At 63.4% G+C, this 23,954-nt stretch carries 23 protein-coding genes; 12 read left to right on the top strand and 11 right to left on the bottom strand.

All coding sequences use genetic code 11. The annotated features are described in order from the left end of the window. Positions 1 to 3: 3 nt before the first annotated feature. The 3 genes from AC07R0_RS04465 (at position 4) to AC07R0_RS04455 (ending at position 2,949) form a co-directional block, all read left to right on the top strand. Positions 4 to 939, top strand: coding sequence for a 2-hydroxyacid dehydrogenase (locus AC07R0_RS04465; RefSeq protein ID WP_495103939.1), 936 nt, complete (start codon positions 4 to 6; stop codon positions 937 to 939). A 163-nt stretch (positions 940 to 1,102) separates the two neighbouring features. Then, entirely contained in the window at positions 1,103 to 1,456 is a 354-nt protein-coding gene (locus tag AC07R0_RS04460) for a cupin domain-containing protein (RefSeq protein ID WP_116607683.1), read from the top strand. Between the two features lie 53 nt (positions 1,457 to 1,509). Further along, positions 1,510 to 2,949 carry an aldehyde dehydrogenase family protein gene (locus AC07R0_RS04455; protein ID WP_495103938.1) on the top strand — a complete coding sequence of 480 codons (1,440 nt, stop codon included), beginning with the start codon at positions 1,510 to 1,512 and terminating at the stop codon, positions 2,947 to 2,949. Here the strand turns inward: AC07R0_RS04455 and AC07R0_RS04450 are convergent. Further along, positions 2,943 to 3,854, bottom strand: coding sequence for a LysR family transcriptional regulator (locus tag AC07R0_RS04450; RefSeq protein WP_495103937.1), 912 nt, complete (start codon positions 3,852 to 3,854; stop codon positions 2,943 to 2,945). The two genes, AC07R0_RS04455 and AC07R0_RS04450, sit on opposite strands and share 7 nt — an antisense overlap. Before the next feature lie 95 nt (positions 3,855 to 3,949). Between AC07R0_RS04450 and AC07R0_RS04445 the strand changes: the two genes are divergently transcribed. Together AC07R0_RS04445 and AC07R0_RS04440 are read left to right on the top strand one after the other, a co-directional pair. Then, the gene (locus AC07R0_RS04445) at positions 3,950 to 5,137 is read left to right on the top strand and encodes a DSD1 family PLP-dependent enzyme (RefSeq protein ID WP_495103936.1); all 1,188 of its coding nucleotides are present in this window, start codon (positions 3,950 to 3,952) and stop codon (positions 5,135 to 5,137) included. 50 nt (positions 5,138 to 5,187) lie between these two features. Next, entirely contained in the window at positions 5,188 to 6,513 is a 1,326-nt protein-coding gene (locus tag AC07R0_RS04440) for an NAD(P)/FAD-dependent oxidoreductase (RefSeq protein ID WP_495103935.1), read from the top strand. Between the two features lie 24 nt (positions 6,514 to 6,537). On the opposite strand, the gene AC07R0_RS04435 is transcribed toward AC07R0_RS04440, so the two are convergent. Continuing rightward, positions 6,538 to 8,157 carry an ABC transporter substrate-binding protein gene (locus AC07R0_RS04435; protein WP_495073722.1) on the bottom strand — a complete coding sequence of 540 codons (1,620 nt, stop codon included), beginning with the start codon at positions 8,155 to 8,157 and terminating at the stop codon, positions 6,538 to 6,540. Between the two features lie 60 nt (positions 8,158 to 8,217). Beyond that, positions 8,218 to 9,510, bottom strand: a complete 1,293-nt coding sequence (locus AC07R0_RS04430) for an NAD(P)/FAD-dependent oxidoreductase (RefSeq protein WP_495073723.1) — start codon at positions 9,508 to 9,510, stop codon at positions 8,218 to 8,220. A 600-nt stretch (positions 9,511 to 10,110) separates the two neighbouring features. Between AC07R0_RS04430 and AC07R0_RS04425 the strand changes: the two genes are divergently transcribed. The 5 genes from AC07R0_RS04425 to AC07R0_RS04405 are packed head-to-tail and all read left to right on the top strand — an operon-like array spanning position 10,111 to position 15,018. Further along, the gene (locus tag AC07R0_RS04425) at positions 10,111 to 11,514 is read left to right on the top strand and encodes an aspartate aminotransferase family protein (RefSeq protein ID WP_495103934.1); all 1,404 of its coding nucleotides are present in this window, start codon (positions 10,111 to 10,113) and stop codon (positions 11,512 to 11,514) included. 57 nt (positions 11,515 to 11,571) lie between these two features. Continuing rightward, positions 11,572 to 12,066, top strand: coding sequence for an Lrp/AsnC family transcriptional regulator (locus AC07R0_RS04420; RefSeq protein WP_495073725.1), 495 nt, complete (start codon positions 11,572 to 11,574; stop codon positions 12,064 to 12,066). Between the two features lie 17 nt (positions 12,067 to 12,083). Further along, on the top strand, positions 12,084 to 12,476 hold the full coding sequence (locus AC07R0_RS04415; protein ID WP_495103933.1) for a (2Fe-2S)-binding protein: 393 nt from the start codon (positions 12,084 to 12,086) through the stop codon (positions 12,474 to 12,476). Beyond that, a complete protein-coding gene (locus AC07R0_RS04410; RefSeq protein ID WP_495103932.1) occupies positions 12,473 to 13,864 on the top strand; it encodes an FAD/NAD(P)-dependent oxidoreductase in 1,392 nt (463 codons plus the stop codon). Before AC07R0_RS04415 ends, AC07R0_RS04410 begins: the two co-directional genes overlap by 4 nt. Further along, positions 13,861 to 15,018: an NAD(P)/FAD-dependent oxidoreductase gene (locus AC07R0_RS04405; RefSeq protein WP_495103931.1), complete on the top strand. Its 1,158-nt coding sequence runs from the start codon at positions 13,861 to 13,863 to the stop codon at positions 15,016 to 15,018. The genes AC07R0_RS04410 and AC07R0_RS04405 overlap by 4 nt, the downstream gene beginning before the upstream one ends. Before the next feature lie 78 nt (positions 15,019 to 15,096). Here the strand turns inward: AC07R0_RS04405 and AC07R0_RS04400 are convergent, their stop codons facing one another. Both AC07R0_RS04400 and AC07R0_RS04395 read right to left on the bottom strand, forming a co-directional pair. Beyond that, positions 15,097 to 16,281 carry a M20 aminoacylase family protein gene (locus AC07R0_RS04400; RefSeq protein ID WP_495103930.1) on the bottom strand — a complete coding sequence of 395 codons (1,185 nt, stop codon included), beginning with the start codon at positions 16,279 to 16,281 and terminating at the stop codon, positions 15,097 to 15,099. Next, complete coding sequence (locus AC07R0_RS04395; protein WP_495103929.1) at positions 16,281 to 16,979, bottom strand: HAD-IA family hydrolase; 699 nt, start codon at positions 16,977 to 16,979, stop codon at positions 16,281 to 16,283. Before AC07R0_RS04395 ends, AC07R0_RS04400 begins: the two co-directional genes overlap by 1 nt. 638 nt (positions 16,980 to 17,617) lie before the next feature. Between AC07R0_RS04395 and rpoH the strand changes: the two genes are divergently transcribed. Continuing rightward, positions 17,618 to 18,553 (top strand): RNA polymerase sigma factor RpoH, encoded by a 936-nt coding sequence (gene rpoH, locus AC07R0_RS04390; protein WP_495073731.1) that lies wholly within the window; start codon positions 17,618 to 17,620, stop codon positions 18,551 to 18,553. Positions 18,554 to 18,600: 47 nt separating this feature from the next. Here the strand turns inward: rpoH and AC07R0_RS04385 are convergent, their stop codons facing one another. From AC07R0_RS04385 to AC07R0_RS04365, 5 genes are read right to left on the bottom strand one after another with little or no spacing between them, the layout of a single operon-like run. Beyond that, positions 18,601 to 19,212 carry an SCO family protein gene (locus tag AC07R0_RS04385; RefSeq protein ID WP_495103928.1) on the bottom strand — a complete coding sequence of 204 codons (612 nt, stop codon included), beginning with the start codon at positions 19,210 to 19,212 and terminating at the stop codon, positions 18,601 to 18,603. A gap of 5 nt (positions 19,213 to 19,217) precedes the next feature. Next, on the bottom strand, positions 19,218 to 20,132 hold the full coding sequence (gene cyoE / locus AC07R0_RS04380; protein WP_495097131.1) for a heme o synthase: 915 nt from the start codon (positions 20,130 to 20,132) through the stop codon (positions 19,218 to 19,220). Between the two features lie 36 nt (positions 20,133 to 20,168). Next, complete coding sequence (locus tag AC07R0_RS04375; protein ID WP_495103927.1) at positions 20,169 to 21,338, bottom strand: COX15/CtaA family protein; 1,170 nt, start codon at positions 21,336 to 21,338, stop codon at positions 20,169 to 20,171. Continuing rightward, positions 21,339 to 22,070, bottom strand: a complete 732-nt coding sequence (locus AC07R0_RS04370) for an SCO family protein (RefSeq protein WP_495103926.1) — start codon at positions 22,068 to 22,070, stop codon at positions 21,339 to 21,341. It lies immediately after the preceding gene. Next, positions 22,006 to 22,743, bottom strand: a complete 738-nt coding sequence (locus AC07R0_RS04365) for an SURF1 family protein (RefSeq protein WP_495103925.1) — start codon at positions 22,741 to 22,743, stop codon at positions 22,006 to 22,008. Before AC07R0_RS04365 ends, AC07R0_RS04370 begins: the two co-directional genes overlap by 65 nt. Positions 22,744 to 22,758: 15 nt before the next feature. Here AC07R0_RS04365 and AC07R0_RS04360 point away from each other — a divergent pair, with 15 nt between their 5' ends. Further along, positions 22,759 to 22,989 carry a twin transmembrane helix small protein gene (locus tag AC07R0_RS04360; protein WP_495103924.1) on the top strand — a complete coding sequence of 77 codons (231 nt, stop codon included), beginning with the start codon at positions 22,759 to 22,761 and terminating at the stop codon, positions 22,987 to 22,989. A 61-nt stretch (positions 22,990 to 23,050) separates the two neighbouring features. Here AC07R0_RS04360 and AC07R0_RS04355 read toward each other — a convergent pair whose 3' ends face one another. Then, complete coding sequence (locus AC07R0_RS04355; protein WP_495073738.1) at positions 23,051 to 23,932, bottom strand: cytochrome c oxidase subunit 3; 882 nt, start codon at positions 23,930 to 23,932, stop codon at positions 23,051 to 23,053. Positions 23,933 to 23,954 lie beyond the last annotated feature (22 nt).

Below are 23,954 nucleotides of genomic sequence, written 5' to 3'. Positions count from 1 at the left end.
GGAATGCACGCATTCAGCTTTGTCTACAAGTCCGATCCGGTACGCGGTCGCGTATGGGCCGACGTATTTCGTACGCAGGCACCACATATCGACTTTCGGATCTGGCCAGATGTCGGCGATCCCGAGCAAGTGCGATTCCTGGCGGCCTGGGTGCCCCCCGATGACATCACTCACCTATTTCCCAAGCTTAAGGTGCTGTTCTCCTCCGGTGCAGGCGTGGACCAATTCGACTTGCATGCGCTGCCGGCGGACCTGCCGGTGGTACGCATGGTGGAACCAGGCATCGTCGGTGGCATGGTGGAGTATGTGACCCATGCCGTGCTGGACCTGCACCGGGACATGCCCAAGTACCGTCGCCAGCAGCAGCAGGCCGATTGGCGGCCACTGCAGGTCCGGCCAGCCGCCGACCGGCACGTTGGCGTTCTCGGCCTCGGGTCGCTCGGGCAGGCCGTGCTCGCGCAGCTAAAGGCACTAGGTTTCGATTGTGCGGGCTGGAGCCGTTCGCAACACCATATCGACGGCGTGCAATGCCACGCGGGCAGCGAAGGCCTGGCTGGCTTTTTGGCACGCACCGACATACTCGTCTGCCTGCTGCCTCTGACCGACGCGACGCGCGGATTTCTCAATGCCAAGCTCTTCGCCCAACTTCCCAAAGGCGCAGGCCTGGTACATGTCGGACGTGGGCCGCAACTGGTTGATGCCGATCTACTGGCAGCCCTGGAAACAGGGCACATCGGTGACGCCATACTCGACGTAACAGAGCCTGAACCTCTGCCCGCGTCGCATCCATTTTGGTCGCATGCGCACATCGCGTTGACCCCGCATATCGCGAGCATGACGCACCCGCTCAGTGCTGCACGCGTGGTGCTGGACAATCTGCGCCGCTTCGAATCCGGCGAGCCCATGGTGGGACTGGTGGACCGCGTGCGAGGCTACTGAAAGCGTACGCAATCTACCGACAAACCCTGCCGGCAGATTGCGCTGCGAGAGACCGCGAATCGGCAATTTCCCACTGTTGGTGGCACCCGCTTCGGCACCCATATTGCAACGTGCGCCCTAGCATAGAGGCATCAAGCAAGCAACTTTGGATAAGGCCTCTTCCATGTCAAAACTTCTCGTCTCCTTCAACCTCGACCAGCTCGGCGAACCACGCGAATACCGGCCGCCAGCGGACCGCGTTATTGAGGGTGACATCGTCTGCCGCAACTGGGATGTTGATAGCGCCAAGGATGGACAGGTGCGTGCCGGCGTGTTCGAGTCGACAGTCGGAGTCAACCACTCCATCAAAGGCGAAACCTGGGAGTTCTGCCTGATCCTTTCTGGCGTGGTGGAAATCACCGAGGCCGGGCAAGCACCGGTGACCTACAAGGCTGGCGACTGCTTCATCATGAAGCCCGGCTACATCGGCACCTGGCGCACGATTGAAACCGTGCGCAAGGTATGGGTCATGGCCTGAAGCAACGCCCCCCGGACAGCACGGACCACCCCATAAGCACAGAAAACCAGACCATGGCAGCCCCCAACCTCACCCTCAACGACGCGCGGCTCTATATCGACGGCCAATGGCTCGACCGTTCCAGCGCTGCACAGATCGCCGTAGTCAATCCATACACCGAGCAAGTGGTGGGGCATGTCGCCGCCGGTTCATCGACCGATGTCGATATGGCCGTGGCTGCAGCCCGGCGCGCATTCGAGACTTTTTCGCGTAGCACGGTAGAGGAGCGACTGGCCCTGCTAGGCCGCATCCTGGCACTACTGGAAGAACGCGCGGAACTGTTCGCACAAGCCATCGTGACCGAGATGGGCGCTGCGATCAGCTTCGCCCGGGCATCCCATGTGCCCTATGCCATCGCCCATGTGCGCGTGCAAATGGAGGTGTTGCAGCGCTACGCCTTTCTCACCAACGAGGGCGGCACCGCCTTGGCCAAAGAGCCGATCGGCGTCTGCGCATTGATCACGCCCTGGAACTGGCCGCTGTACCAGATCACCGCCAAGGTGGCGCCCGCTATCGCAGCCGGCTGTACCGTGGTACTCAAGCCCAGCGAGCTCTCGCCTTACAGCGCACAACTCTTCGCGCAGGTGATGCACGACGCCGGCGTACCGGACGGTGTGTTCAACCTGGTGGGAGGCACCGGCGAAGTTGTCGGCGCGGCGCTGGCGTCGCACCCGGACGTCGATATGATTTCCATCACCGGATCGACGCGCGCGGGTGTGCTGGTGGCACAGGCGGCCGCCGTGACGGTCAAACGCGTAGTGCAGGAGCTGGGCGGCAAGTCGCCCAATGTGTTTCTTGACGATGCCGACTTTGAGAGCGGCGTTGCCAAGGGTGTGCTCGCAGGCATGCGCAACGTAGGCCAGTCGTGCAGTGCACCGACGCGGATGCTGGTGCCGGTGTCACGCCTGGCCGAAGTGGAAGCCTTGGCGCAAGCGGCCGCGGCCAGCATCGCGGTAGGCGATCCGCGCGATGAAAAGACGGCCATGGGCCCGATCGCCAATGCCGCGCAGTTTGCCCGGGTGCAGGACATGGTTGCAGCCGGCATGGACGAAGGCGCCAAGCTAGTCTGCGGTGGGCAGGGCCGACCGGTCGGACTGGCGCACGGCTTCTTCGTACAGCCAACCGTGTTTTCCAATGTGACGCCCGGAATGCGGGTCGCACAGGAGGAGATTTTCGGCCCGGTACTGGTGATCATGCCCTACAAGGATGAGGCGGAAGCTATCGCCATAGCCAACGACACAGTTTACGGCCTGGGTGCCCACCTGCAATCGAGCGACTTGGATCGCGCCCGCCACGTGGCGGGCCGCATCCGCGCCGGACAGGTGCATATCAACTACCCCACCTGGAACGGACACGCACCGTTTGGTGGCTACAAGCGCTCTGGCAATGGACGCGAATATGGCGTCCACGGCCTGGAGGAATACCTAGAGACCAAAGCCATCATTGGCTACTGATGGTGCCGCCAAGGAACCGGGTTGAGCGCTTGACGCAGCATCGCGAGGAAGGCGGTCGTCCGCGCACTGCGGCCGCGCCGCGAGCCCAACATGGCCACCACGTCGGCACCAGGCAGTTCCCATCCCGGCAGCACCGCACGCAAGCGGCCTTGCGCGATGTCATCCGCGACATTCCATTCCGAGCGGATGGCAATACCCATGCCGGCCAAGGCCCAGTCCCGTACCACGGCGCCATCGTTGCTGGACATCACAGGGTTGATGCGAACCGTCACGGGGTCGCGCCTGGCGGCACTGAAGCGCCAGAGCGTGACATCCTCATTGTTCTCCCGCACCACCAGGCAGCGGTGTCTGGCCAAGTCGTCAGGCTCGGCAATCGGCTCGGCGTGCTCCAGATAGGCAGGGCTGGCGCACAAGATGCGCCGGTTCGGCGCCAGCGTAGTCATGATCTGGTTCGGCGGGCCCGCCGGCCCGATGTGGATCACCACATCGCAGCTTTCAATAAGCTGCGCGCCGGGGTGATCAGAGAGCTCCAGCGAAATGCTCACGCCCGCATGCGTACGTGCGAAGGTCTCCGCGACCGGCGCCACGTGCAGCCTGCCAAAGCCGTGCGGTGCGGCGACACGCAGGTGCCCGCTCACCTTGCTCGTGCGGTCGCCAAGTGCTTCGGCGAGCGCGTCGATGGTGTCGGCGACCATGCGGCCGTGTGCAGCGACCAGCGCGCCTTCGTCGGTCAGGCTGGAACGCCGGCCTGTGCGATCCAGCAGCTGCACCCCGGCACGGGCTTCCAAAGCTTGCAAGCGCTGCGACACCGCGGGCGGCGTGACGTTGAGCTTGCGCGCGGCTTCGGCCAGCGAACGGGAATCTGCCAGCACGGCAAAAAAGGCGAGATCTTCAGAGGTAATCATTAAGGCATAGCTTAATGTTTAATGCAGAAAACGTAAATTGCAAACTTATAGGTCGACACGGAAAATTCCTCCATCAACCGACCTGGAGAACCCGCATGAACGAAGCAATGACCACCGTAGACCTGACGCCGCAAGCGACCACCGAAAGCAGCAGCTTGCGCACACTGGAAACCCCTTGCCTGGTGCTCGACGCCGCACGCATGGAGCGCAACGTGGCACGTTTGCGCGGGCGTATGGCGGATCTTGGCGTGCAGCTGCGCCCGCACCTCAAGACCGCCAAGTCGGTCGAGGTGGCGCGCCGGGTCATGGACTCGCCGCACGGTCCGGCCACCGTGTCGACACTCAAGGAGGCAACACTGTTCGCAGCCGCCGGTGTTCGCGACATCGTCTATGCGGTCGGCATTGCGCCGGCCAAGCTGGCCCAGGTGCAAGCGCTGCGTGCCCAGGGAATCGACCTCGCCGTGGTACTCGACACGGTGGCGCAGGCCGAAGCGGTTGCAGCCGCCTCCCGCGAGGCCGGCGCCCCCATTCCCGCGCTGATCGAGATCGATTGCGATGGTCACCGCTCTGGCGTGCTGCCGACCGATGCCTCCGCTTTGCTGGCCATCGGCAAGGCGCTGGAACAGGGCGCATCGCTGCGCGGCGTATTGACCCATGCCGGCGGTAGTTATGCCGCACGCGGCACTAAGGCTTTGCAGCAATGTGCGGAAGACGAACGGCGCAGTGTCGTTGTGGCTGCCACCATCTTGCGTAATGCGGGCTGGCCCTGCCCAGTCGTGAGCATGGGTTCCACCCCGACCGCGCACAGCGCTACGGACCTGACCGGTATCACCGAGGTGCGGGCAGGCGTATTCGTGTTCTTCGACCTCGTGATGGCGGGCATTGGCATCTGCCGCATCGACGACATCGCGCTGTCTGTCATGGCGACAGTGATAGGCCACCAGCGCGACAAGGGCTGGATACTGGTCGATGCCGGCTGGATGGCGCTGTCGCAGGACCGCGGTACCTCCAAACAAGCGGTGAACCAGGGCTATGGCGTGGTCTGCGACATCGCCGGCAAGCCTTACCCCGACCTGATCGTCTCCGATGCCAACCAGGAGCACGGCATCATCACCGTCCGACCCGGCTCCAGCGGCACGCTGCCCGATCTGGCCATCGGCGACCGCGTACGAATTCTGCCCAACCATGCCTGCGCCACCGGTGCCCAGCACGGCCGCTACCACGTCGTGCGCGGTGACAGCAGCACGGTCGAAGCCGAATGGCCAAGGTTCGGCGGCTGGTGATCGCGAATTCCTTTTTTGATGTTCATCCACTCTGACCCAACGTCCTCACCATGCCAGCACCTCTCACCGCTGTAGAAACCACGCCAGACCTGCCCACCCACGCCGATGTGGTCGTCATCGGTGGCGGCATCATCGGGTGCTTTACCGCCTATTACCTGAGCCAACGCGGACTGAAGGTCGCGCTGGTCGAAAAGGGGCGCATCGGTGCGGAACAGTCGAGCCGCAACTGGGGCTGGTGCCGCCAGCAGAACCGCGATGCCCGCGAGCTACCTATGGCCACCAAAAGCCTGGACTTGTGGGAACAGTTCAGCGCCGAATCCGGCGAAGACACGGGCTTCAAGCGTTGTGGCCTGCTCTACCTCAGCAACAGCGAGGCGGAGCTGGCCGGCTGGGCGCGCTGGGGCGAGTTCGCCCGCACCGTCGGCGTAAAAACACACATGCTGACGGCCGAAGAGGCAGCCCAACGCGGACGCGTAACCGGCAAGCCTTGGAAAGGCGGCGTCTTCTCGCCCACCGACGGCACCGCAGACCCATCGCGGGCAGCCCCGGCGGTGGCCCGGGCCATCATGCAGCTCGGCGGCAGCGTGCACCAGGACTGCGCGGCGCGCGGTATCGAGATGGAAGGTGGCCGGTTGTCTGGCGTTGTCACGGAGAAGGGCACGGTACGCACCAAGATCGCCGTGCTGGCAGGCGGCGCCTGGGCGTCCTCTTTCTGCCGCCAGTACGGCATCCGGTTCCCGCAAGCAGCCATCCGGCAGACGGTGTTGGCGGTCTCGCCGGGGGCCAGCGAACTGCCGCCGGCACTCCACACCACCGCCGTGTCCATGACCCGGCGCAGCAATGGCGGCTACACCGTGGCCATCAGCGGCCGCGGGCGGGTGGATCCCACACCGCAATTGCTGCGCTTCTCCGCCCAGTTTCTGCCCATGTTCCAGCGCCGCTGGCGCAACCTGGCACCGGGCGGACTGGAAGGCATGCGGTCGGGCCATGAAGGAATGTCCCGCTGGCGGCTGGACCAGCCGACACCGATGGAGCTCATGCGCACCCTCGATCCAGCGGTGGACAAGGCGGTCGTGCGCTTGACCTACCAACGCGCGTTGGACCTGGTCCCGGCGCTGAAGGACCGCGAAGTCACGGCGGCATGGGCCGGTTATGTAGACAGCACGCCGGACGGGGTGCCAGGCATAGGTGAGACAGCCAGCGTACCCGGCCTGGTGCTGGCGGCCGGCTTCAGCGGACACGGCTTCGGCATTGGTCCCGGTGCTGGTCATCTGATAGCCGACATCGTCAGCGGTGCGACACCTCTTGTAGATGCCCGGCCCTACCACCCTGACCGTTTCAAGTCTTCGGCCTGGGGCAAAGTTGCGGAGTTCTAAATGTGCCGATCAAGGCGTTCCGTGTCAGGCGTCGAGCCAGACGTTTTCTGCAAAGGAGTAACCCATCAGGCCACCCAGCGGAATCGGTGCCAGGCCCTTGAGCTTGCTGCTGTGGCCGTCGATGCTGGCCAGGAACAAGGGGATGCCGATACCTGCCTCCAGGTGGATCATGGTCTGCATATCGGCGTACATCTGCTTGCGCTTGGCCAGATCGGTTTCAGCACGCGATGCCAGCAGCAGTTGGTCGAATTTCGGGCTCTTCCAGCGCGACTCGTTCCAGGCCGCGTCCGACTGGAAGAACTGGGTCAACAGCGTATCGGCACTCGGGCGCGGGTTCACATTGCCGAAGCCCACCGGACTGTTTAGCCAGTGGTTGGACCAGTAGCCATCGGCCGGCATGCGCTTCACGTCCAGGTCCAGGCCGATGCCCTGTCCGGCCTGCTGCAGCAGAAGCGCAATCTCCACCGAATACATGGCCGCTGGCGAAGCCACTACCGGCACCTTGCCGGTCACACCCGACTTCTGCAGGTGGAACTTGGCCTTGTCCAGGTCCATCTTGCGCTGCGGCAGGCCCTCGAAGTAGAAACGGTTGGTCGGGTCTATCGGCTGGTCGTTCGCGATCACGGCATAGTCGAGCGCGATGGTCTTCTTCATCTGCTCGCGGTCGAACATGTACTTCATCGCCATGGCGAAGTCGAGGTTCATGCCCGGGCCTTGGTCCTTGCGCATGATCAGGTCCGAATACTGACCCGACTGGGTGGTGAAGATAGCGTAGCCCGGCGTGCCCTTGACGCGCGCCACCGAACGCGGGTTGACCGAAGCCACCAAGTCCATACCACCCGACAGCAGTGCGTTGACGCGTGCGCTTTCATCGCCAATACCGACGAACTCAATCTCATCAAGGTAGGGCTTGCCAGGTTTCCAATAAGCCTCATTGCGCACCACCAGCGAACGCACACCGGGCTTGAATTCCTTGAGCTTGTAGGGGCCGGTACCGATGCCGGCGTTGAAGTCGGTGGTGCCGTCCTTGACGATATGGAAGTGGAAGGTGCCGACGATGACGGGCAGATCGGCGTTTGGCGCGGAGAGCACCATCGTGACCTCGTTCGGGCCGGTGGCCTTCACGCTTTCTATCTGGTCTGCCAGCACCTTGGCTTTCGACGCGGTGGCCGGGTCCTTGTGGCGCATCACCGAATACACCACGTCGGCTGGCGACAGCGCTTTGCCGTCATGGAACACCACACCTTTGCGCAACGTGAAGACCCAGGTCTTGGCATCCTTGGTGGTGAACGATTCGGCCAAAGCAGGCTGTGGCGTAAGGCTGCCGTCCAGCACGGTCAAACCGTTGTAGAGCATGGTGCCGCGCGAGTAGTCGGTCTGGTTCGACTGCTTTGCAGGGTCCAGCGTATCGCTCGCGGCGGCCGTGGCACCGGCTACGCGAATGCGCCCACCGCGGCGCGGAGTTTCGGCATGCGCCGTCATCGCCACACTGGCCAGGCCGGTAGCTAGTGTGGCCTGCATACCACCAGCCATCAACATGGTAAGAATGTCGCGCCGCGTGGCACCGCGTCGTATCGATTCCATCACCCGCAGGCTTTCGCCGGGACTGACAAGTTGGTCTAGCTTGTTTTTTCTGTAGTTCATGGTGGTGAGCTCCTGGGGTTGAAAGAAAACGGGGAGGATGCGCGGTTGACCAGTAACCGCTCAGGCCAGTCGGTCCTTGAGTCGGTAGTACATACCCACCGCCGGCAGAAACCACGGCGGTCCAAAGTGGCCTGGAATAGCGGGCCAGTCGCGGCCTTGCCAGGGGTTGGCATGCACCTGGCCAGCCATGACATCGGCCATGACTTCGCCCATATGCACCGACATCTGCGTGCCATGGCCGCTATAGCCCATGGCGTAATACAACCCGTCGCGCTCACCCGCATGGGGCAGCCGGTCCTGCGTCATATCGACCAGCCCCCCCCAGCAATAGTCGATGCGCACGGCACCCAGCTGCGGAAAAGTCTCGGTTAGTCCTGCACGCAGGATCTCCCCACTCGCTGCATCCGATTGCGGACTGGAGATCGCAAACCTTGCCCGCCCGCCGAACACCAGCCGATGGTCGGCCGTGAGCCGAAAGTAATGGTGGATGTTGGCTACCGTGGTGTAGGTGCGGCGCTGGGCCAGCAGAGCCTGTGCACGTTCGGCGCCGAGCGGTTCGGTGACAACAATGAAGCTGCCGATCGGCACGATGCGACGGCGCAGCCAGCCAAAGCTGCCATAAGCACCGTGACGCGTTGCACCAGTAGCCAGCAGCACCTGCTGCGCTGTCACCGAGCCACGCGCCGTGTGCAGCTGCCGGGCGCGGCCCGGGCCTGTCCGCGTAATGCGCTCAACACTGGTACCGGTATGTATCTGCGCGCCGCTGCGCTCAGCAGCAGCAGCCAGGCCCGCGGCAAAGCGGCCCATATGCATCTGGCCGCTGCGTTTATAGAGCAGGCCGCCATGGAAGCGTTCGCTTTGCACCTCGGCCTGGACCCGTGCGGCATCAAGTATCTCGACGTCGTTGTCCACGCCATCGTCTATCAGCCGCTGCGCGCTGCGTTGTAGCGCAGCCATCTGGTTGGGTCGCGTAGCCAGTTTGAGCTTGCCGTGGCGTAAAAAGTCGCAATCAATGGCCTCGTCGCGCACCACGCGGGCCACCGTGTCTACGGCTGCATCGTAGGCCTGGTACCAGACACGCGCCTTGTCGATGCCCACCTTGGCCGCCACATCGGCATAGTCCACGGCCAGCCCATTGTTGACATGTCCTCCGTTGCGCCCTGAAGCCTCGGCAGCAACACGGCTGCCAGCCTCCAGCACGACGACGTTCGCCCCCCGCCGGGCCAGGGTCCGTGCGGCCGACAGTCCAGTAAACCCCGCGCCAACGATGGCCACATCGACCTGCGCGGGTAGCTCCCGCACCGGGGCAACAAAGGCAGACGATGAATCCGTCCAGTAGGAATCAAGCTTCATGCTGCAGCACCGCCAAGATTCCGCTGCCGGGTGCCACAGCGCGCCGGCTGGCGTGATCCGTGGCGGCAGGGTAATGTGCTGCGGCCACCGTAGACGGTGTGCCTGGGACGAAAGATCATGGTCTCGGTTCCTTTGTCAAACCGGTCTCAGACCGGTGCAGGTCACGGCCTGACAGGCCTGTGCACCCACTGAATTTCGAACTGATTGAAACATGCACTGGTACGAGGCTTGTAGGGAAATGCATGCCTTGCCACGCTAAAGCTGCGGTTTGACGTGGCAGCTACAGCACGCCATGCGGTCTGCACCGCATGCGTGCGGCGATGCACTTCCCTGCAGCGTTCCGAACCCGGAAAAAGCACGGTTTTGAAGCAGCCCTCGCACCATCGCCTTGCCAGCGCCGACCTGTATTGCGCCATACATGCCGACATGGCAAAAGTGCCTTCCAGCAGCGCCGCATGATCTGCTGTCAAAACTCGCATAACCGCAGGCTTCACCAATCGCCAGCCCCATTGCAGCACCACGCGACAAGGCACAAGACCTATGCTGACAGGCATCAGAACGTCTCATCGTTTCGCATGTTTTTGCATCCACGGACCCGCCATGAACCAACTCTCAGATCTGCCTCAACTTGCTTCTCTCAGCGCCATTGACCGTGCCCACCTGATTCATCCCGTCTCGCCCTGGCGCATGCATGAACAACGCGGCCCCACTGTGTTGAGCTCTGGCCGCGGCGCCTGGCTGACAGATGCAAATGGCCACGAACTGCTCGACGCGTTTGCCGGTCTGTGGTGCGTCAACGTAGGTTACGGGCAGGAGAGCGTGGTACAGGCCGCCGCCGAACAAATGCGCCGCCTACCTTATGCCACTGGCTATTTCCATTTCAGCAGCGAGCCCGCCATCCGCCTGGCCGCCAAGTTGGTCGAGATCACGCCTGCATCGCTGACCCGGGTGTACCTGACACTGGGTGGATCTGAGTCGGTGGATGCGGCCGTGCGTTTCATCGTGCAGTACTACAACGCCATAGGCAAGCCATCCAAGAAGCAATTCATCGCGTTGGAGCGGGGCTACCACGGATCGTCCTCCACCGGTGCGGGTCTGACGGCCTTGCCAGCATTCCACCGGGGCTTTGATTTACCCCTACCCACGCAGCACTACATTCGTTCGCCCAACCCCTACCGCCATGAAGGTGCCGCTGATCCGCAGGCGGTTATCGACGCATCGGTCGCCTCATTGCGCGCCAAAGTGGCCGAGCTGGGTGCCGAAAACGTGGCGGCATTCTTCTGCGAACCCATACAGGGATCTGGCGGCGTCATCGTGCCGCCCAAGGGCTGGCTCAAGGCCATGCGCGATGCCACGCGAGAGCTCGACATCCTGTTCGTCGTGGACGAAGTCATTACCGGCTTTGGCCGCACGGGCCCGATGTTCGCCTGCGATGCCGAAGGTGTGGAGCCCGACCTGATGACCATGGCCAAGGGTCTGACTGCGGGCTATGCGCCAATGGGGGCGACGATGATGAGCGAAAAGGTCTACGCAGGCATCGCTGACGGTGCGCCCGATGGCGCCGTCATAGGCCATGGCGCCACCTATTCTGCCCACCCCGTTAGCGCCGCAGTCGCACTGGAGGTTCTGCGCCTTTACGAAGAAGGCGGTGTGCTGGCCAATGGGCAACGCGGCAGCGTGCATTTTGCGGCCGGCCTGGACGCCCTGACTGCACATCCCTTGGTTGGCGAATCCCGCCACCGTGGCCTGCTTGGTGCTTTGGAGCTTGTCAGCGACAAAAACACCAAGCGCGGCTTCGATACAGCACTGGGTTTACCTGAGCGTATCGCCCAGACAGCTTACCGCCACGGTCTGGTGTTCCGCGCGTTTGGAGACAACATCCTCGGCTTCGCACCGGCTCTCACCTTCACCGAAGACGAGTTCGCTCAAATGTTCGACCGGCTGAAGACAACGCTTGACGATGTTCTCGCCATGCCCGATGTACGTGCCGCACTGTCCGGCTAGGGCCCAACAGCCCTTTCACGTAGCAGAATCTGTGTTTTCCACGCTATAGACCTCGCCATGAACGAAGCCTTAAAGATTGACCGCCTGGACCTGCGTATCCTGGCGCAACTACAAAAAAATGGGCGGATGACCAACGTTGACTTGGCAGACGCGGTGGGCTTGTCGCCAAGCCCCTGTCTGATCCGCGTGAAGCGGCTGGAGCAGTCTGGCTACATCGCGGGCTATGGCGCGCATCTGCGCCTGGAAAAGCTCGGCGACACGCTGACCGTCTTCACCGAGGTCACCCTGTCGGACCACCGCCGCGAAGATTTCGCGCGCTTCGAAGCGGCCATCCGCGAAGTGGACGAAGTGCTCGAATGCCACCTGGTGAGCGGCGGCTACGACTACCTGCTGCGCTTCCTGACGCGGGGCGTGAACCACTACCAGGAAGTGGTCGAGGAACTGCTTGAACGCAACATCGGCATCGTCAAGTACTTCAGCTACATCGTCATCAAGTCGCCGTTCATCAAGGCGCACTGCCCCGTCGAGAAACTGTTTCCCCACCAGCGGTGAACTCCGCGCCTGACCGCATGCCAGACACCTCTTCTCGTCCCGCACCCCACCCCCGTTCGCCCGGCCGCTTTGTCCGGCTCGCAGAGACCGACCGCCCTACCCTGTCGATGCTGATCGACGGCGAACCCGCCACCGCCCTGGTGGGCGACACGCTGCTCGTGGCCCTGCTCGGCCACGGCCGCCGGGTGCGGGATAGCGAATTCGGCGACGGCCCGCGCGCTGGCTTCTGCTTGATGGGCGCCTGCCAGGACTGCTGGGTGTGGACGCCGCAAGGCCAGCGCCTGCGCGCCTGCAGCACGCCGGCCGAGCCCGGCATGGCTGTGCTGACCCAGCCGCCGCTGCAGCATTGGCCGGTAAGCCCCGACCTGCAGCAATCTCTGCAGCAGCAGGCGGCAAAGGGTCCTCTGTGAGCACCGCACCCCGCACCGTGGTGGTAGGCACCGGCCCGGCGGGCGTGCGCGCTGCCCAGGCCCTGGTCCAGGCCGGCCTGCGGCCCACCGTGGTCGACGAAGGCCGGCGCGACGGCGGCCAGATCTACCGCCGCCAGCCCGAGGGCTTCACGCGCTCCTATGCCAAGCTCTACGGCAGCGAAGCCGGCAAGGCCCAGGCCCTGCACCAGGACTTCGACGCGCTGCGCCCCCACATCGACTACCGCAGCGACACCCTGGCCTGGAACGTGACCGACAAAGCCCTGCACCTGGTGCATGCGGGCCAGGCCGAGACGCTGGGCTTCGATGCCTTGCTGGTCTGCGTCGGTGCCACCGACCGGCTGATGCCGGTGGTCGGCTGGCACCGCGCCGGCTGCTACAGCCTGGGCGCGTCACAGATCGCCTTGAAAGCCCAGGCCTGCGCCATCGGCCAGCACGTGGTCTTCATGGGCAGTGGCCCGCTGCTGTACCTGGTGGCCTCGCAATACCAGCAGGCCGGCGCCCAGGTGGCGGCCGTGCTGGATACCGCGCCCGCGTCCAAGTCCTGGGGCGCCATTGCCGGCCTGCTGGCGCGGCCTGCGCTGGCGCTGCGCGGGCTCGGCCTGATCCGCGGGCTGCGCCGTGCCGGCGTGCCGGTGCTGCAAGGCGTGACGCCGCTGCGCATCGAAGGCGACGAGCGCCTGGGCGTGCAGGCGGTGCAGGTGCATGACGCGCAAGGCCGCACGCAGCGTTTCGAATGCGACGCGGTGGGCCTAGGCTGGCACCTGCGCGCCGAAACCCAGCTGGCCGACCTGGCCCGCTGCGAATTCGCCTTCGAACCCATAAGCCGCCAATGGCTGCCGCGCATCGATACCGACGGCCGCAGCAGCACGCCAGCGGTTTACCTCGCAGGCGATGGCGTGCGCATACTCGGAGCCGACGGCGCCGAAGCCGCCGGCCGCCTGGCCGCGCTGGCCGCGCTGGCCGACCTCGGGCATGCGCAGGGCCAAGCCCTCTATCAGAACGAATCGGCCACGCTGCGCCGCACCCTGGCGCAGATGGACCGTTTCCGTGTCGGCCTGGCCCGCGCCTTCCCCTGGCCGCACGCGCAGGCCACAACCCTGCCCGACGACGCCGTAGTCTGCCGCTGCGAAGCCGTCACCGTGGGCGAACTGCGCCGATGCGTGAACGAACTCGGCAGCCAGGAAGTCAACCGCGCCAAGGCCTTCAGCCGCGTCGGCATGGGCCGCTGCCAGGGGCGCTTCTGCGGCCATGCGGCGGCCGAGATCGTGGCCCAGGCCTGCGCAATACCGGTAGAGCAGGTAGGACGGCTGCGTTCCCAGGCGCCCGTCAAGCCGTTGATGATGGACACGCTGGAGGCCACCGAATGAGCACAGCAACATTCGACACCGACGTGCTGGTCCTGGGCGGCGGCCTGATGGGCACGAGCACCGCATTCTTCCTGCGCCAGCACGGCAAGTCGGTCACGCTGCTCGAGCGCGAACTCGTCGGCCGGCAGGCCAGTGGCACCAACTTCGGCAACGTGCGACGGCAAGGCCGCGAACTGCACCAGATGCCGCTGGCCAACCGGGCGCGCGCCGTCTGGGGCCGGATCAAGGAGCTGCTCGGCGAAGACGTGGAATTCGTGCCCTACGGCCATCTGCGCGTCTGCTACACCGAGAAGCAGGCCGCAGTGATCGAGAAACACGCACGCGACGTGAAGCCACTGGGCCTGGATCTGCAACTTTTCAGCGCCGAGCAGTTGCGCCAGCGCTGGGGCATCTTCGCGCCCAGCGTGGTGGCCGGCTCGTATTCACCACAAGACGGCCACGCCAATCCGCGCCTGGCCGGCCCCGCCTTTGCGCGCGCGGCACAACGGGCTGGCGCCCACATCGTCGAGCATGCCGAGGTGCTGCAGGTCGAACGCGACGGCAACGGCTTCGTCGCCCACACGGCCGATGGCCGGCGCTTTCGCGCGCCGCAGATGCTGGTGGCCTGCGGCGCCTGGTCGAACCGCATGGCCGAGCAGTTCGGCGAGCGCGTGCCGATGGAGGCCCGAGGCCCGCAAATGGGCGTGACCGAACCCTTGCCCTACGCGATAGGCCCGTCCATCGGCCTGTCGTCGCCCATAGAAACCGAAGGCCTGTACTTCCGCCAGATCGCGCGCGGCAACATCGTCTTCGGTGGCGGGCTCAAGGGGCCAGCCCATGCCGACCTGGTCCGCGCCTATGTGAAGCCCGACAACGTACTGCGCCAGTTGCGCGAACTGCGCCGCTTCATGCCCGCCTTCGCCCAGGTGCAGTTGATCCGCGTATGGAGCGGCATCGAAGGCTATACCGCCGACTGGCAACCCGTGATGGGGCCTAGCGCCAAGGTGCCCGGCCTGCACTACGCCTTCGGCTTCAATGGCGAAGGCTTCGCCATCAGCCCCGGCGTGGGCGAGACCATGGCCGAACTGATGGCCACGGGCAATACGTCGATTTCGCTGGCGCCCTATGCCATCGGGCGATTCGCAGCGCTGCAGCAGGCGCGGCAAGCAGCATGACTATCAAAAACATAGCACCTTGCGCACATGAAATATGCGCAGGAAGCCGATTTCATTCAAAAGTTTCGACAGCCCACCTCATGCCAACGCACGCGCCGCCACCTCGCAGAACCAGCACACGCCCAGGGGCAGCGCGTCGTCGTTGAAGTCGTAGCAGGGGTGGTGCAGCGCGCGTTCGCCGTCGGGCCCGGGATCGGCGCGGCCCTGGCCCAGCCACAGGTAGGCGCCGGGGTTGCGCTGCAACATGAAGGCGAAGTCTTCCGAGGTAAAGGCCGCGCGCGGCGCCTCTGCGGCCTGCAGGCCTATCGCCTGGGCTGCGTCGAGCGCCAGTGCGGCTTCGGCCGCGGTGTTGATGGTCGCGGGGTAGTAGCGCAGGTAGTTCAGCTCCGCCTGCACGCCACCGGACAGGGCCACGCCCTCTACGCAGGCGCGCAACGCGGCTTCGATGCGGTCTTGCGTGGCGAGGTCGAAACTGCGCACCGTGCCAGTGATGCTCACCTCGGCCGGCAGCACGTTGTGGCTGTGGCCGCCCTCGATACGCGTGACCGATAGCACGGCCGATTCGCCAGGATCGATGCGGCGCGAGACGATGGTGTTGAGCAGGGTGACCAGCTGGCTGGCTGCGAGGATGGCGTCCGGCGTGTGCTGGGGCTGGGCCGCATGGCCGCCGCGGCCGCGCAGCACGATGTCGAAGCGATCGGCTGCGGCCATGATGGGCCCGGGCCGGGTCTGCGCCTGGCCCAGCGGCAGGTCGGGCCAGTTGTGCAGCGCATAGACGCTGTCGCAGGGAAAACGGTCAAAGAGACCGTCTTCAATCATGGCGCGGGCGCCACCCTTGCCTTCTTCGGCCGGCTGGAAAATGAAATGCACCGTGCCATCGAAAGCGCGGGTGCGCGCCAGTTGCCGGGCAGCACCGATCAACATGCTGGTGTGGCCATCATGGCCGCAGCCATGGTGGGCGCCGGGGATACGACTGGCGTAGGGGCTGCGCCCGAGCTCCACCATGGGTAACGCGTCCATATCGGCGCGCAGGCCAACGCTACGGGTACTGCTGCCGCAGCGCAGGCTGCCGACCACACCGGTACCGCCCAGTCCCTCATGCACGTCCAAACCGAGCAGGCGCAAGGACTGCGCGACGATGCCGGCGGTACGCCGCTCGGCAAACGCCAGTTCGGGGTTGGCGTGCAGGTCCTGGCGCAAAGCCACCAGGTCCGGCAACAAGTCGGCCACCGGTGCCGCGATGTCCCTCAGGGCTGCTGGCATCAGCGCCCAGCCTCAACCGCGTCGGCCAACTCTTTCAAAGTGTGGAAGTGGTAGTCGGGCTGGGTCAAGGCCGATTCGATGGTGCCGCCCGAGCCCGCCTGCCCATGGCGCCGCTCGATCCAGCAGGTGGTAATACCCAGCTGCTTGGAGATACCAATGTCGTGGTACTGGCTTTGCGCAACGTGCAGATTGTCTGCCTGCTTGTAACCCCAGGCCCCTTCAAAGCGCCCCCGTGCATAAGCAAAGTAACGGGCATCGGGCTTCTCGCAGAGCGCGTCGTCGCAGCTCAGTTCCAAGTCAAAGGGTTGGTCAAGCGTCTTGGCGAAGTGCTTCAACGCCCAGGTCTGCGCATTGGTCATGGTGACAAGCTTGAAGCGCTTGCCCAAACGTTTCAATGCCTCGACGGAGTCAGGAAAGGCCGGCCAATGGGCCACGGAATCACGGAAGCCTTGTGCCAGTACATGGCTGTCAGGCAGGCCCAGCGGTGGCGCAATCACGTGCCATACGCGCACCAGATCGTCGGGGTACCAGGTGACGTCTTCACTCTTACGCGCCTTGCGGTAGGCACTGAGAAAGTCGTCGTCAGACAGCTGGGTGCCTGGTACGGCGATATGCAAATAGTCGAGCATGCCGCGCTCGAAATCGATCAGAGTGCCGACAACGTCGAACGTGAGGACTTTGAAGTGTTGAAGAGACAAGTTAGGCTCCAGCTAAGACGGTGTATGTCGTATAGCTAAAGCATAGGCGGCAACGCATTCGGTGCGAGAGCAAACCGGGCCACTGCCTTGGCACAGGATTCTGTTGTCGCCCCGGCAGCAGCATGTTCTACCGCGTGATCGAAGCCTGCGCCTTATTCCACGACTCGAACCCGCCTGGATCAGCGCCAATGAAAGGGCAGCTTGAAGTCCAGTGGACCCAGGTGCATATGGATGGAGCCCAGCCCAAGGGCGCAAAGAACTGCGAAAACGACAAAAAACCAGCCTACCGCAAGCATGAATGTGTTCAGAAATTTCATAGCCGAGGATGTTAACGCCCGCCCAGAAGTCGTTTTGCACCCTAAGCGCTTGAAAACCAGCTGGAGCGCTCCCATCTGGTACCCAGAACCTTCACTTGAGCAGGTTTTTAGAAATCTCCCATAACTTTCAATAGGTTACACAGGTTTTCAAGATACCCAGAGTTCCACGTTTGCCAAGAATCGACAATCGCTACAGGCTTACTGGGTCAAAGCTCCCAGCTTTGACCAAGGGAATACCCTAGCGCCAAAGAGGAAATCCCCGGCTTTAGCACTCTCTTTAATAGAGTGCTAATATTCAGCCCTAGAGAAAGGGAATCTGGTATGAACCTTCAAACTGGAACCATGTCCACCGCATTGGCGGCCCCGAACCCCTGGGCCCTGGTGCCCCCGCTGGGTAACCTGGACGCATATATCTCCGCGGTGAACCGCATGCCCATGCTCACCCTGGAGCAGGAACAGCAATACGCACGCCAACTCAAGAACGATAACGACGTGGACGCCGCCGGTAAGCTGGTGCTGTCGCACCTGCGCTTGGTTGTGTCCGTCGCACGCCAATACCTGGGCTATGGCCTGCCACATGGCGACCTGATCCAGGAAGGCAACGTCGGCCTAATGAAAGCCGTGAAGCGTTTCGACCCTGACCAAGGCGTACGCTTGGTGAGCTACGCGCTGCACTGGATCAAGGCCGAGATGCACGAATACATCCTGAAGAACTGCCGCATGGTCAAAATGGCGACCACCAAGGCACAGCGCAAGCTGTTCTTCAACCTGCGCTCGATGAAGCAGGGCTTCAAGTCCGACGCGATCGACGGTGACACCCACCGCGACACCTTGAGCGAGTCGGAAATCGAGTCCATGGCCAGCCAGCTGAATGTAAAGCGCGAGGACGTGATCGAGATGGAAACCCGCCTGTCCGGTGGCGACGTGATGCTGGACCCAGGCCCAAGCGACGATGGCGAAGACAGCTACGGCCCCATCGCCTACCTGGCCGACACGGTGCACGAACCCACCGCTCAGATCGAAGCCCACCAGCGCGACACCCTGGCCAGCGATGGCGTGCGCAGCGCGCTGGACGGCCTGGACGAACGCAGCCGCCGCATCGTGGAAGAGCGCTGGCTCAAGGTGCAGGACGACGGCTCTGGCGGCATGACGCTGCACGAGTTGGCGGCCGACTACGGCGTGAGTGCCGAACGGATTCGCCAAATCGAATCTGCGGCCATGAAAAAGATGAAAAAGGCGCTGACCGAATACGCCTAAGCGTGGCATTCGCCACCAAACAAAAAGGGACCTAGACGGTCCCTTTTTTATGCAGCCTGCTTGAGAAGTATCTTCAGGTCGCCCAGCAGCGGCGCCACGCCACCGCCGTAGCGCGCATACAGGCGCAGCCGGCCCTGGGTGTCGTACACGTAGCTGCCAGCGGAATGGTCCATGGTGTAGCTGGTAGGCGTGCTGCCATCCACCTTCTTGTAGTAGACCTTGAAGTCCTTGGCCACGGCGGCCAACTGCTCGGGCGTGGGCACCAGCGCCAGGAAGCTGGGGTCAAAGTTAGCCATATAGGCCTTCAGCAGAGCCGGTGTGTCGCGCTGCGGGTCCACGGTGATGAAAATGCCTTGCAGGCGGTCGCCATCGGCGCCCAGGGATTTCTTGATCTCTGCCAACTCGGCCATGGAGGTGGGGCAAACGTCCGGGCACTGGGTATAGCCAAAGAACACCACCACCAGCTTACCTTTGAAGTCTTTCAGGCTGCGGAGCTGGCCGTTGTGGTCGCTCAGCTGGAAATCCTTGGCGTAGTCCGCCCCGGTGACATCCACCGAGGCGAAATCGGCCTTGGTTTCAGAACAGGCAACAAAAAGACCGCTAGCGCACATAGTTAGTGCGCCACCAGCTATTTTTTTAATAGCATCACGTTTATGCATAAGGCTCAGATCAGGTAGTGGTCCAGCAGCAACGCAGCAAACAGCGCGCTCAGGTGGATCAGGGAAAAACGGAAGGTCTTGCGCGCCAGGGCGTCCGAGTAATTGCGCCACAGTGCAAAACCATAGCCGCAGAAGCCAATGCTCAGCACCACGGCGGTTGCCAGGTACAGCCAGGAACTCATGCCGTAGATGAAGGGCATCAGGCAGGCCGCGAACAGCACCAGGGTGTACAGCAGCACCTGCAGGCGGGTGAACTCGTTGCCATGGGTCACGGGCAGCATAGGCAGGCCGGACTTGCGGTAGTCCTCCACCCGGTACAACGCCAGCGCCCAGAAGTGCGGCGGCGTCCACAGGAAGATGATCAGGAACAGGATCAAGGCTTCAGGCCCGACATTGCCGGTCATGGCGGCCCAGCCGAGCACCGGCGGCATGGCGCCCGAGGCTCCGCCAATGACGATGTTCTGCGGCGTCAGCGGCTTCAGAATGACGGTATAGACCACGGCATAACCCACAAAGGTGGCAAAGGTCAGCCACATGGTCAGGGCATTCACCCACACATACAACAGCACCGAGCCAGCCACGCACAACAGGGCCGAAAACAGCAGGGTTTGCCAGTCCTGCAGCTCCTGCCGCGCCGTCGGCCGCCAGGAGGTGCGCTTCATCTTGGCGTCTATGCCCTTCTCTACCAGGCAATTGAAGGCGGCAGCGGCGCCAGCCACCAGCCAGATGCCCAGGCAGGCCACCAGGCCCAGCCGGACTTCGGCCCATGTAGGCGCGCCGGGCACAGCCAGCACCATACCAATCAGTGCACAAAACACGATCAACTGGACCACGCGCGGCTTGGTCAGCGAATAAAACTGGCGCAGGCGCGAGGGCGGCGCGGCAGTCATGGGAGGGGCGGTAGGTTCAGCAACACGCATGCAAACAATCTCGGTCCAGACAAAAAATACACGCCATCAGCGAACGGGGCGCTGCGCCGCCGGCTCGCTGAAGGCAAAGGAAACACGGGGCTCGGCGGCCAATGCACTGCGGCGGCTGCAAACGATCCAGGTCAGCACGACCACCAGCGCGGCCGCGCCCCCGGTATGGCCCACGGCAGCCAGCATAGGCCAGCCCAGCACCACATTGCTCAAGCCCGTCGCAAACTGCAACAGGGTCAGCCCACCCAGCCAACGCGCCTGGCGCTGGGTGGCCGGATTACGGTGCAAGCGCCAAGCCAGCCATGCCAGCGCCAACAGCACAAGATAGGCCATCAGCCGGTGGGTGTAGTGGATAGCCGTCAGCGCCGGAAATCCCAGGTAGGTGCCATCCTGCAAGCGCCCCAGGGGGCGCCAGATCTGGAAGGCCTGCTGGAAGTCCATCTCTGGCCACCAGCTGTTTTGGCACAGGGGGAAAGTATCGCAGGCCAGCACCGCATAGTTGGTGCTGACCCAGCCGCCCAAAGCCACCTGGCAGGCCAGCAGCGCAAACACCAGCCAATGAATCCAACGCGCTCCCGGCCAGGCCGGCGCTGGCGCCCGCTCGCGCTGGGCGTAGGCCACGGCCTGCACGCACAGCAGCACCAACAGCACCAGGCCGCCGATCAAATGCAAAGTGACGATGGCCGGGAACAGCTTCATGGTGACGGTCAAGGCACCGAATGCGCCCTGCACGCACACCCACACCAAGGTCAGCGTGGGCCACCAGGGGCTGACGGGCAGGATCAGGCCTCGCCGGCGCTGCCACCAGCTGGCAATGGTCAGCGTCAAAATCAACACGCCGACCGAAGTCGCCAGATAACGGTGCACCATCTCCACCCAGGCCTTGCCATGGGTCACGGGTCCGCTGGGCATAGCAGTCTGGGCATGGGTGATTTGGGCCACGGCACCCAGTGGGCTGGCATTGCCATAGCAGCCCGGCCAATCGGGGCAGCCCAGACCGGAGTCGGTCAGACGGGTGAAGGCACCAAACAACACCAGGTCAAAGGTCAGAAACAAGGTCAACACCGTCAGGGCCTGCAAACGCCCCATGGTCGATGCCTGGGGGTTGCGCAGTCGCACCCACACCAGGGGCACGACGGCGATCAGCAAGCCCACCAGCATGACGCGGATGGCGGGCGACAGGTCGTACAAGGCAGGCGTGTCCATTTAACGGCCCGGTTGGTCCCAGGCTGCCGAGGCGCGCAACAGGCGCTCCAGGTCCCGCTTGGCGTTCGCCGCACCGGCCAGGTCCAGGCTGGCAGGGAAGCGCATCATCCAGTTGCCCAGGGGATCAACCAAGTACAGGTGATCGGCCAGCAGATGGCCCTGGGCAGGTGATAACCACTGCGATAGCTGTGACTCGGGCAGGCGCAGCACGGTGGCACCTTTCAAGGCGGGCAACAGGCGCTCGGGCACGGGGGCGTCGTCTGTCACTAGCCAGACCCAGTCCACGCGGTCTTTTTCCTTGCCCTGGGTCTCGCGCAGCTGGCGCTGCAGATACAGGTGTTTCTCACACAGCGCATCGCATGCGCCACTGCCTACGCTGAGCAGCAACCACTGGCCCTTGAGCGCTCGCAGATTGCCAGGCGCACCGTCCAGCGCTTGTACCGGCTGATCGGGCAGCGGGCGCTGCGGGTCGATCAGCTCGCCAAAATTGCGCCGACCCTCGGGGCGGATCACGTAATAGGTGAAATACGAGGCAACCACCGGTGCAGCACAAGTCAACAGCACGGCCAGCATCTTCCAGCGACCCAGCACCGTGCGCCGACTGGCGCCATCCACCGCCTCCTGTGGCGTAGGCATGGAGTGCACCGTCATGCCCAGCAAGTGGTCTTCAGACGGGCTCACGGCGGCGGGAGTGCTTAGGGATGAAGCGTCGGACAATTTGGAACCAGACATAAAGGATTGCGATCAGGGCAGCCAGCCCAAACCATTGGAATGCATAGCCATAGTGCTTTTCAACACCGGTATTGGCCTTGGGCCAGTCACGTTGCAGCGGCGGTGCGGGCGGCCCGGTTTGGAATACAGACGCCGCCATCAGGGGCAGGCCGGTCTCCGCAGTGAAAGCTGCCAAGTCGAGATTTTGCCGGATGGGCCCCGACTCTACCGCCTGGAAGGCGTAAAGCTTGGACGGTGGCGGGGCCATACGCCCTTGCACATCTACCAAGCCCCCGGGCGTATCGATGCGGGGCAAGGCCGTGCGGTCCAGGAAATTGCGTGGCACCCAGCCCCGCTGCACCAGGATCACGGCCTGGCTGTCCAGCAACTGCAAGGGCGTCACCACATAAAAACCAGTCTGGTCGTGCATCTGGCGGTTGTCCAGAAACATCGTGCGCTGCGCCACCCAATGGCCACGCAACTGGACATTGCGGTGCAGCAGCGAATCAACCTGCGGACTGGCCAGCAACTCGGCCTGTGCGACCGGCGGCAGCCGGTTCTGAGACTCGATGGCGGCAAACAAGGCCTCCTTTTGGGCTGCACGCGACAATTGCCAGCGCCCCAGCGACAGCGTAGCGGCCAGGCCCAGCAAAGCCCCTGCGGTCAACAGACAGAAACGCAACTTGGGGCTCACGGGATAATGCACTCCATGACCTACCTCGCCCTCATTGCTTTTGCGGCCATCTTCGCCAGCCTGGGCGCTGCCCTGTACTTCATGCTCAAAGGCGGCAAGGACGACCCAAACAGCCCGAAAAAGGCCGACCGCATGGCTCGGGCACTAGCGTTCCGTATAGCCTTCTCGGTACTGCTGTTCGTCTGCATTCTGGTGGGTTGGAAGCTGGGATATTTGCACCCCACCGGCATCCCTGCCGGCAAATAAGGCGCAGCAACAAAAAAGCGCCCATCGGCGCTTTTTTGAAGGATGGTAGAGGGCAGCGCCATTACATCCAGTAGACGATCACATACAGGCCCAGCCAGACCACGTCCACGAAGTGCCAGTACCAAGCCGCGCCCTCAAAGCCGAAATGCTTTTGCGGCGTGAAGTGGCCCTTCATCAGACGCAGCGTGATAAACAGCAGCATCAACATACCCACAAAAACGTGGAAGCCGTGGAAGCCGGTCAGCATGAAGAAGGTAGAGCCGTAGACGCCGGAACTGAGCTTGAGATTCATCTCGCTGTAGGCGTGGGCGTATTCATATCCCTGCACGAACAGGAACACCGTACCCAAAATCACCGTGGCCCACATGAAACCAATCGTCTTGCCGCGCTGGCCTTTGACCAGCGCATGGTGGGCGATCGTCAGCGTCACGCCCGAGCTCAGCAACAGACCGGTGTTAATGGTCGGCAGCCAGAACGGCGTCATGGTTTCGAAAGGTTCAATGATGTTCGCTGGCGAAGCCGTGACACCCGCAGCCAAGCTGGGCCACACTGCCTTGAAGTCCGGCCACAGCAAGGCGTTGTCCAGACTCCCCAAAACCGGCACGGAGTGCGCACGCGCCCACCACAAAGCGGTAAAGAAGGCGCCAAAGAACATCACTTCCGAGAAGATGAACCAGCTCATGGCCCAGCGGAAGGACAGATCGATCTTGTGCCCATAGAGCCCGCCTTCGCTTTCACGGATGGCGTCGCGGAACCACTGGTACAGCACACCCCACCAGAACAGCATGCCAACGGCCAGTGAGTACTTGCCCCATTCGGCATCGTTCACCCATTGGCCAGCGCCCAGGATCACAAAAAACAAGCCCAACGCAGCCATCGCCGGGTGGCGCGATGGACCAGGCACAAAGTAGTACGGTGTTGCGGCATGCGCGCTTGAACTCATTTCAGCTCCTTGGTCTCACTTA

The sequence above is a fragment of the Rhodoferax sp. GW821-FHT07F03 genome, from assembly GCF_059418745.1.
This window is presented reverse-complemented; position numbering and strand designations above follow the sequence as displayed.

What these genes read in the sequence shown, in the direction of transcription:
- AC07R0_RS04370 (WP_495103926.1), bottom strand. Translation starts at nt 22,070, where the DNA reads ATGTCTGGTTCCAAATTGTCCGACGCTTCATCCCTAAGCACTCCCGCC.
- AC07R0_RS04405 (WP_495103931.1), top strand. Translation starts at nt 13,861, where the DNA reads ATGAGCACAGCAACATTCGACACCGACGTGCTGGTCCTGGGCGGCGGC.
- AC07R0_RS04435 (WP_495073722.1), bottom strand. Translation starts at nt 8,157, where the DNA reads ATGAACTACAGAAAAAACAAGCTAGACCAACTTGTCAGTCCCGGCGAA.
- AC07R0_RS04360 (WP_495103924.1), top strand. Translation starts at nt 22,759, where the DNA reads ATGACCTACCTCGCCCTCATTGCTTTTGCGGCCATCTTCGCCAGCCTG.
- AC07R0_RS04455 (WP_495103938.1), top strand. Translation starts at nt 1,510, where the DNA reads ATGGCAGCCCCCAACCTCACCCTCAACGACGCGCGGCTCTATATCGAC.
- AC07R0_RS04460 (WP_116607683.1), top strand. Translation starts at nt 1,103, where the DNA reads ATGTCAAAACTTCTCGTCTCCTTCAACCTCGACCAGCTCGGCGAACCA.
- AC07R0_RS04400 (WP_495103930.1), bottom strand. Translation starts at nt 16,281, where the DNA reads ATGCCAGCAGCCCTGAGGGACATCGCGGCACCGGTGGCCGACTTGTTG.
- AC07R0_RS04445 (WP_495103936.1), top strand. Translation starts at nt 3,950, where the DNA reads ATGAACGAAGCAATGACCACCGTAGACCTGACGCCGCAAGCGACCACC.
- AC07R0_RS04450 (WP_495103937.1), bottom strand. Translation starts at nt 3,854, where the DNA reads ATGATTACCTCTGAAGATCTCGCCTTTTTTGCCGTGCTGGCAGATTCC.
- cyoE (WP_495097131.1), bottom strand. Translation starts at nt 20,132, where the DNA reads ATGCGTGTTGCTGAACCTACCGCCCCTCCCATGACTGCCGCGCCGCCC.
- AC07R0_RS04420 (WP_495073725.1), top strand. Translation starts at nt 11,572, where the DNA reads ATGAACGAAGCCTTAAAGATTGACCGCCTGGACCTGCGTATCCTGGCG.
- AC07R0_RS04440 (WP_495103935.1), top strand. Translation starts at nt 5,188, where the DNA reads ATGCCAGCACCTCTCACCGCTGTAGAAACCACGCCAGACCTGCCCACC.
- AC07R0_RS04415 (WP_495103933.1), top strand. Translation starts at nt 12,084, where the DNA reads ATGCCAGACACCTCTTCTCGTCCCGCACCCCACCCCCGTTCGCCCGGC.
- AC07R0_RS04425 (WP_495103934.1), top strand. Translation starts at nt 10,111, where the DNA reads ATGAACCAACTCTCAGATCTGCCTCAACTTGCTTCTCTCAGCGCCATT.
- AC07R0_RS04385 (WP_495103928.1), bottom strand. Translation starts at nt 19,212, where the DNA reads ATGCATAAACGTGATGCTATTAAAAAAATAGCTGGTGGCGCACTAACT.
- rpoH (WP_495073731.1), top strand. Translation starts at nt 17,618, where the DNA reads ATGAACCTTCAAACTGGAACCATGTCCACCGCATTGGCGGCCCCGAAC.
- AC07R0_RS04355 (WP_495073738.1), bottom strand. Translation starts at nt 23,932, where the DNA reads ATGAGTTCAAGCGCGCATGCCGCAACACCGTACTACTTTGTGCCTGGT.
- AC07R0_RS04375 (WP_495103927.1), bottom strand. Translation starts at nt 21,338, where the DNA reads ATGGACACGCCTGCCTTGTACGACCTGTCGCCCGCCATCCGCGTCATG.
- AC07R0_RS04430 (WP_495073723.1), bottom strand. Translation starts at nt 9,510, where the DNA reads ATGAAGCTTGATTCCTACTGGACGGATTCATCGTCTGCCTTTGTTGCC.
- AC07R0_RS04465 (WP_495103939.1), top strand. Translation starts at nt 4, where the DNA reads ATGCACGCATTCAGCTTTGTCTACAAGTCCGATCCGGTACGCGGTCGC.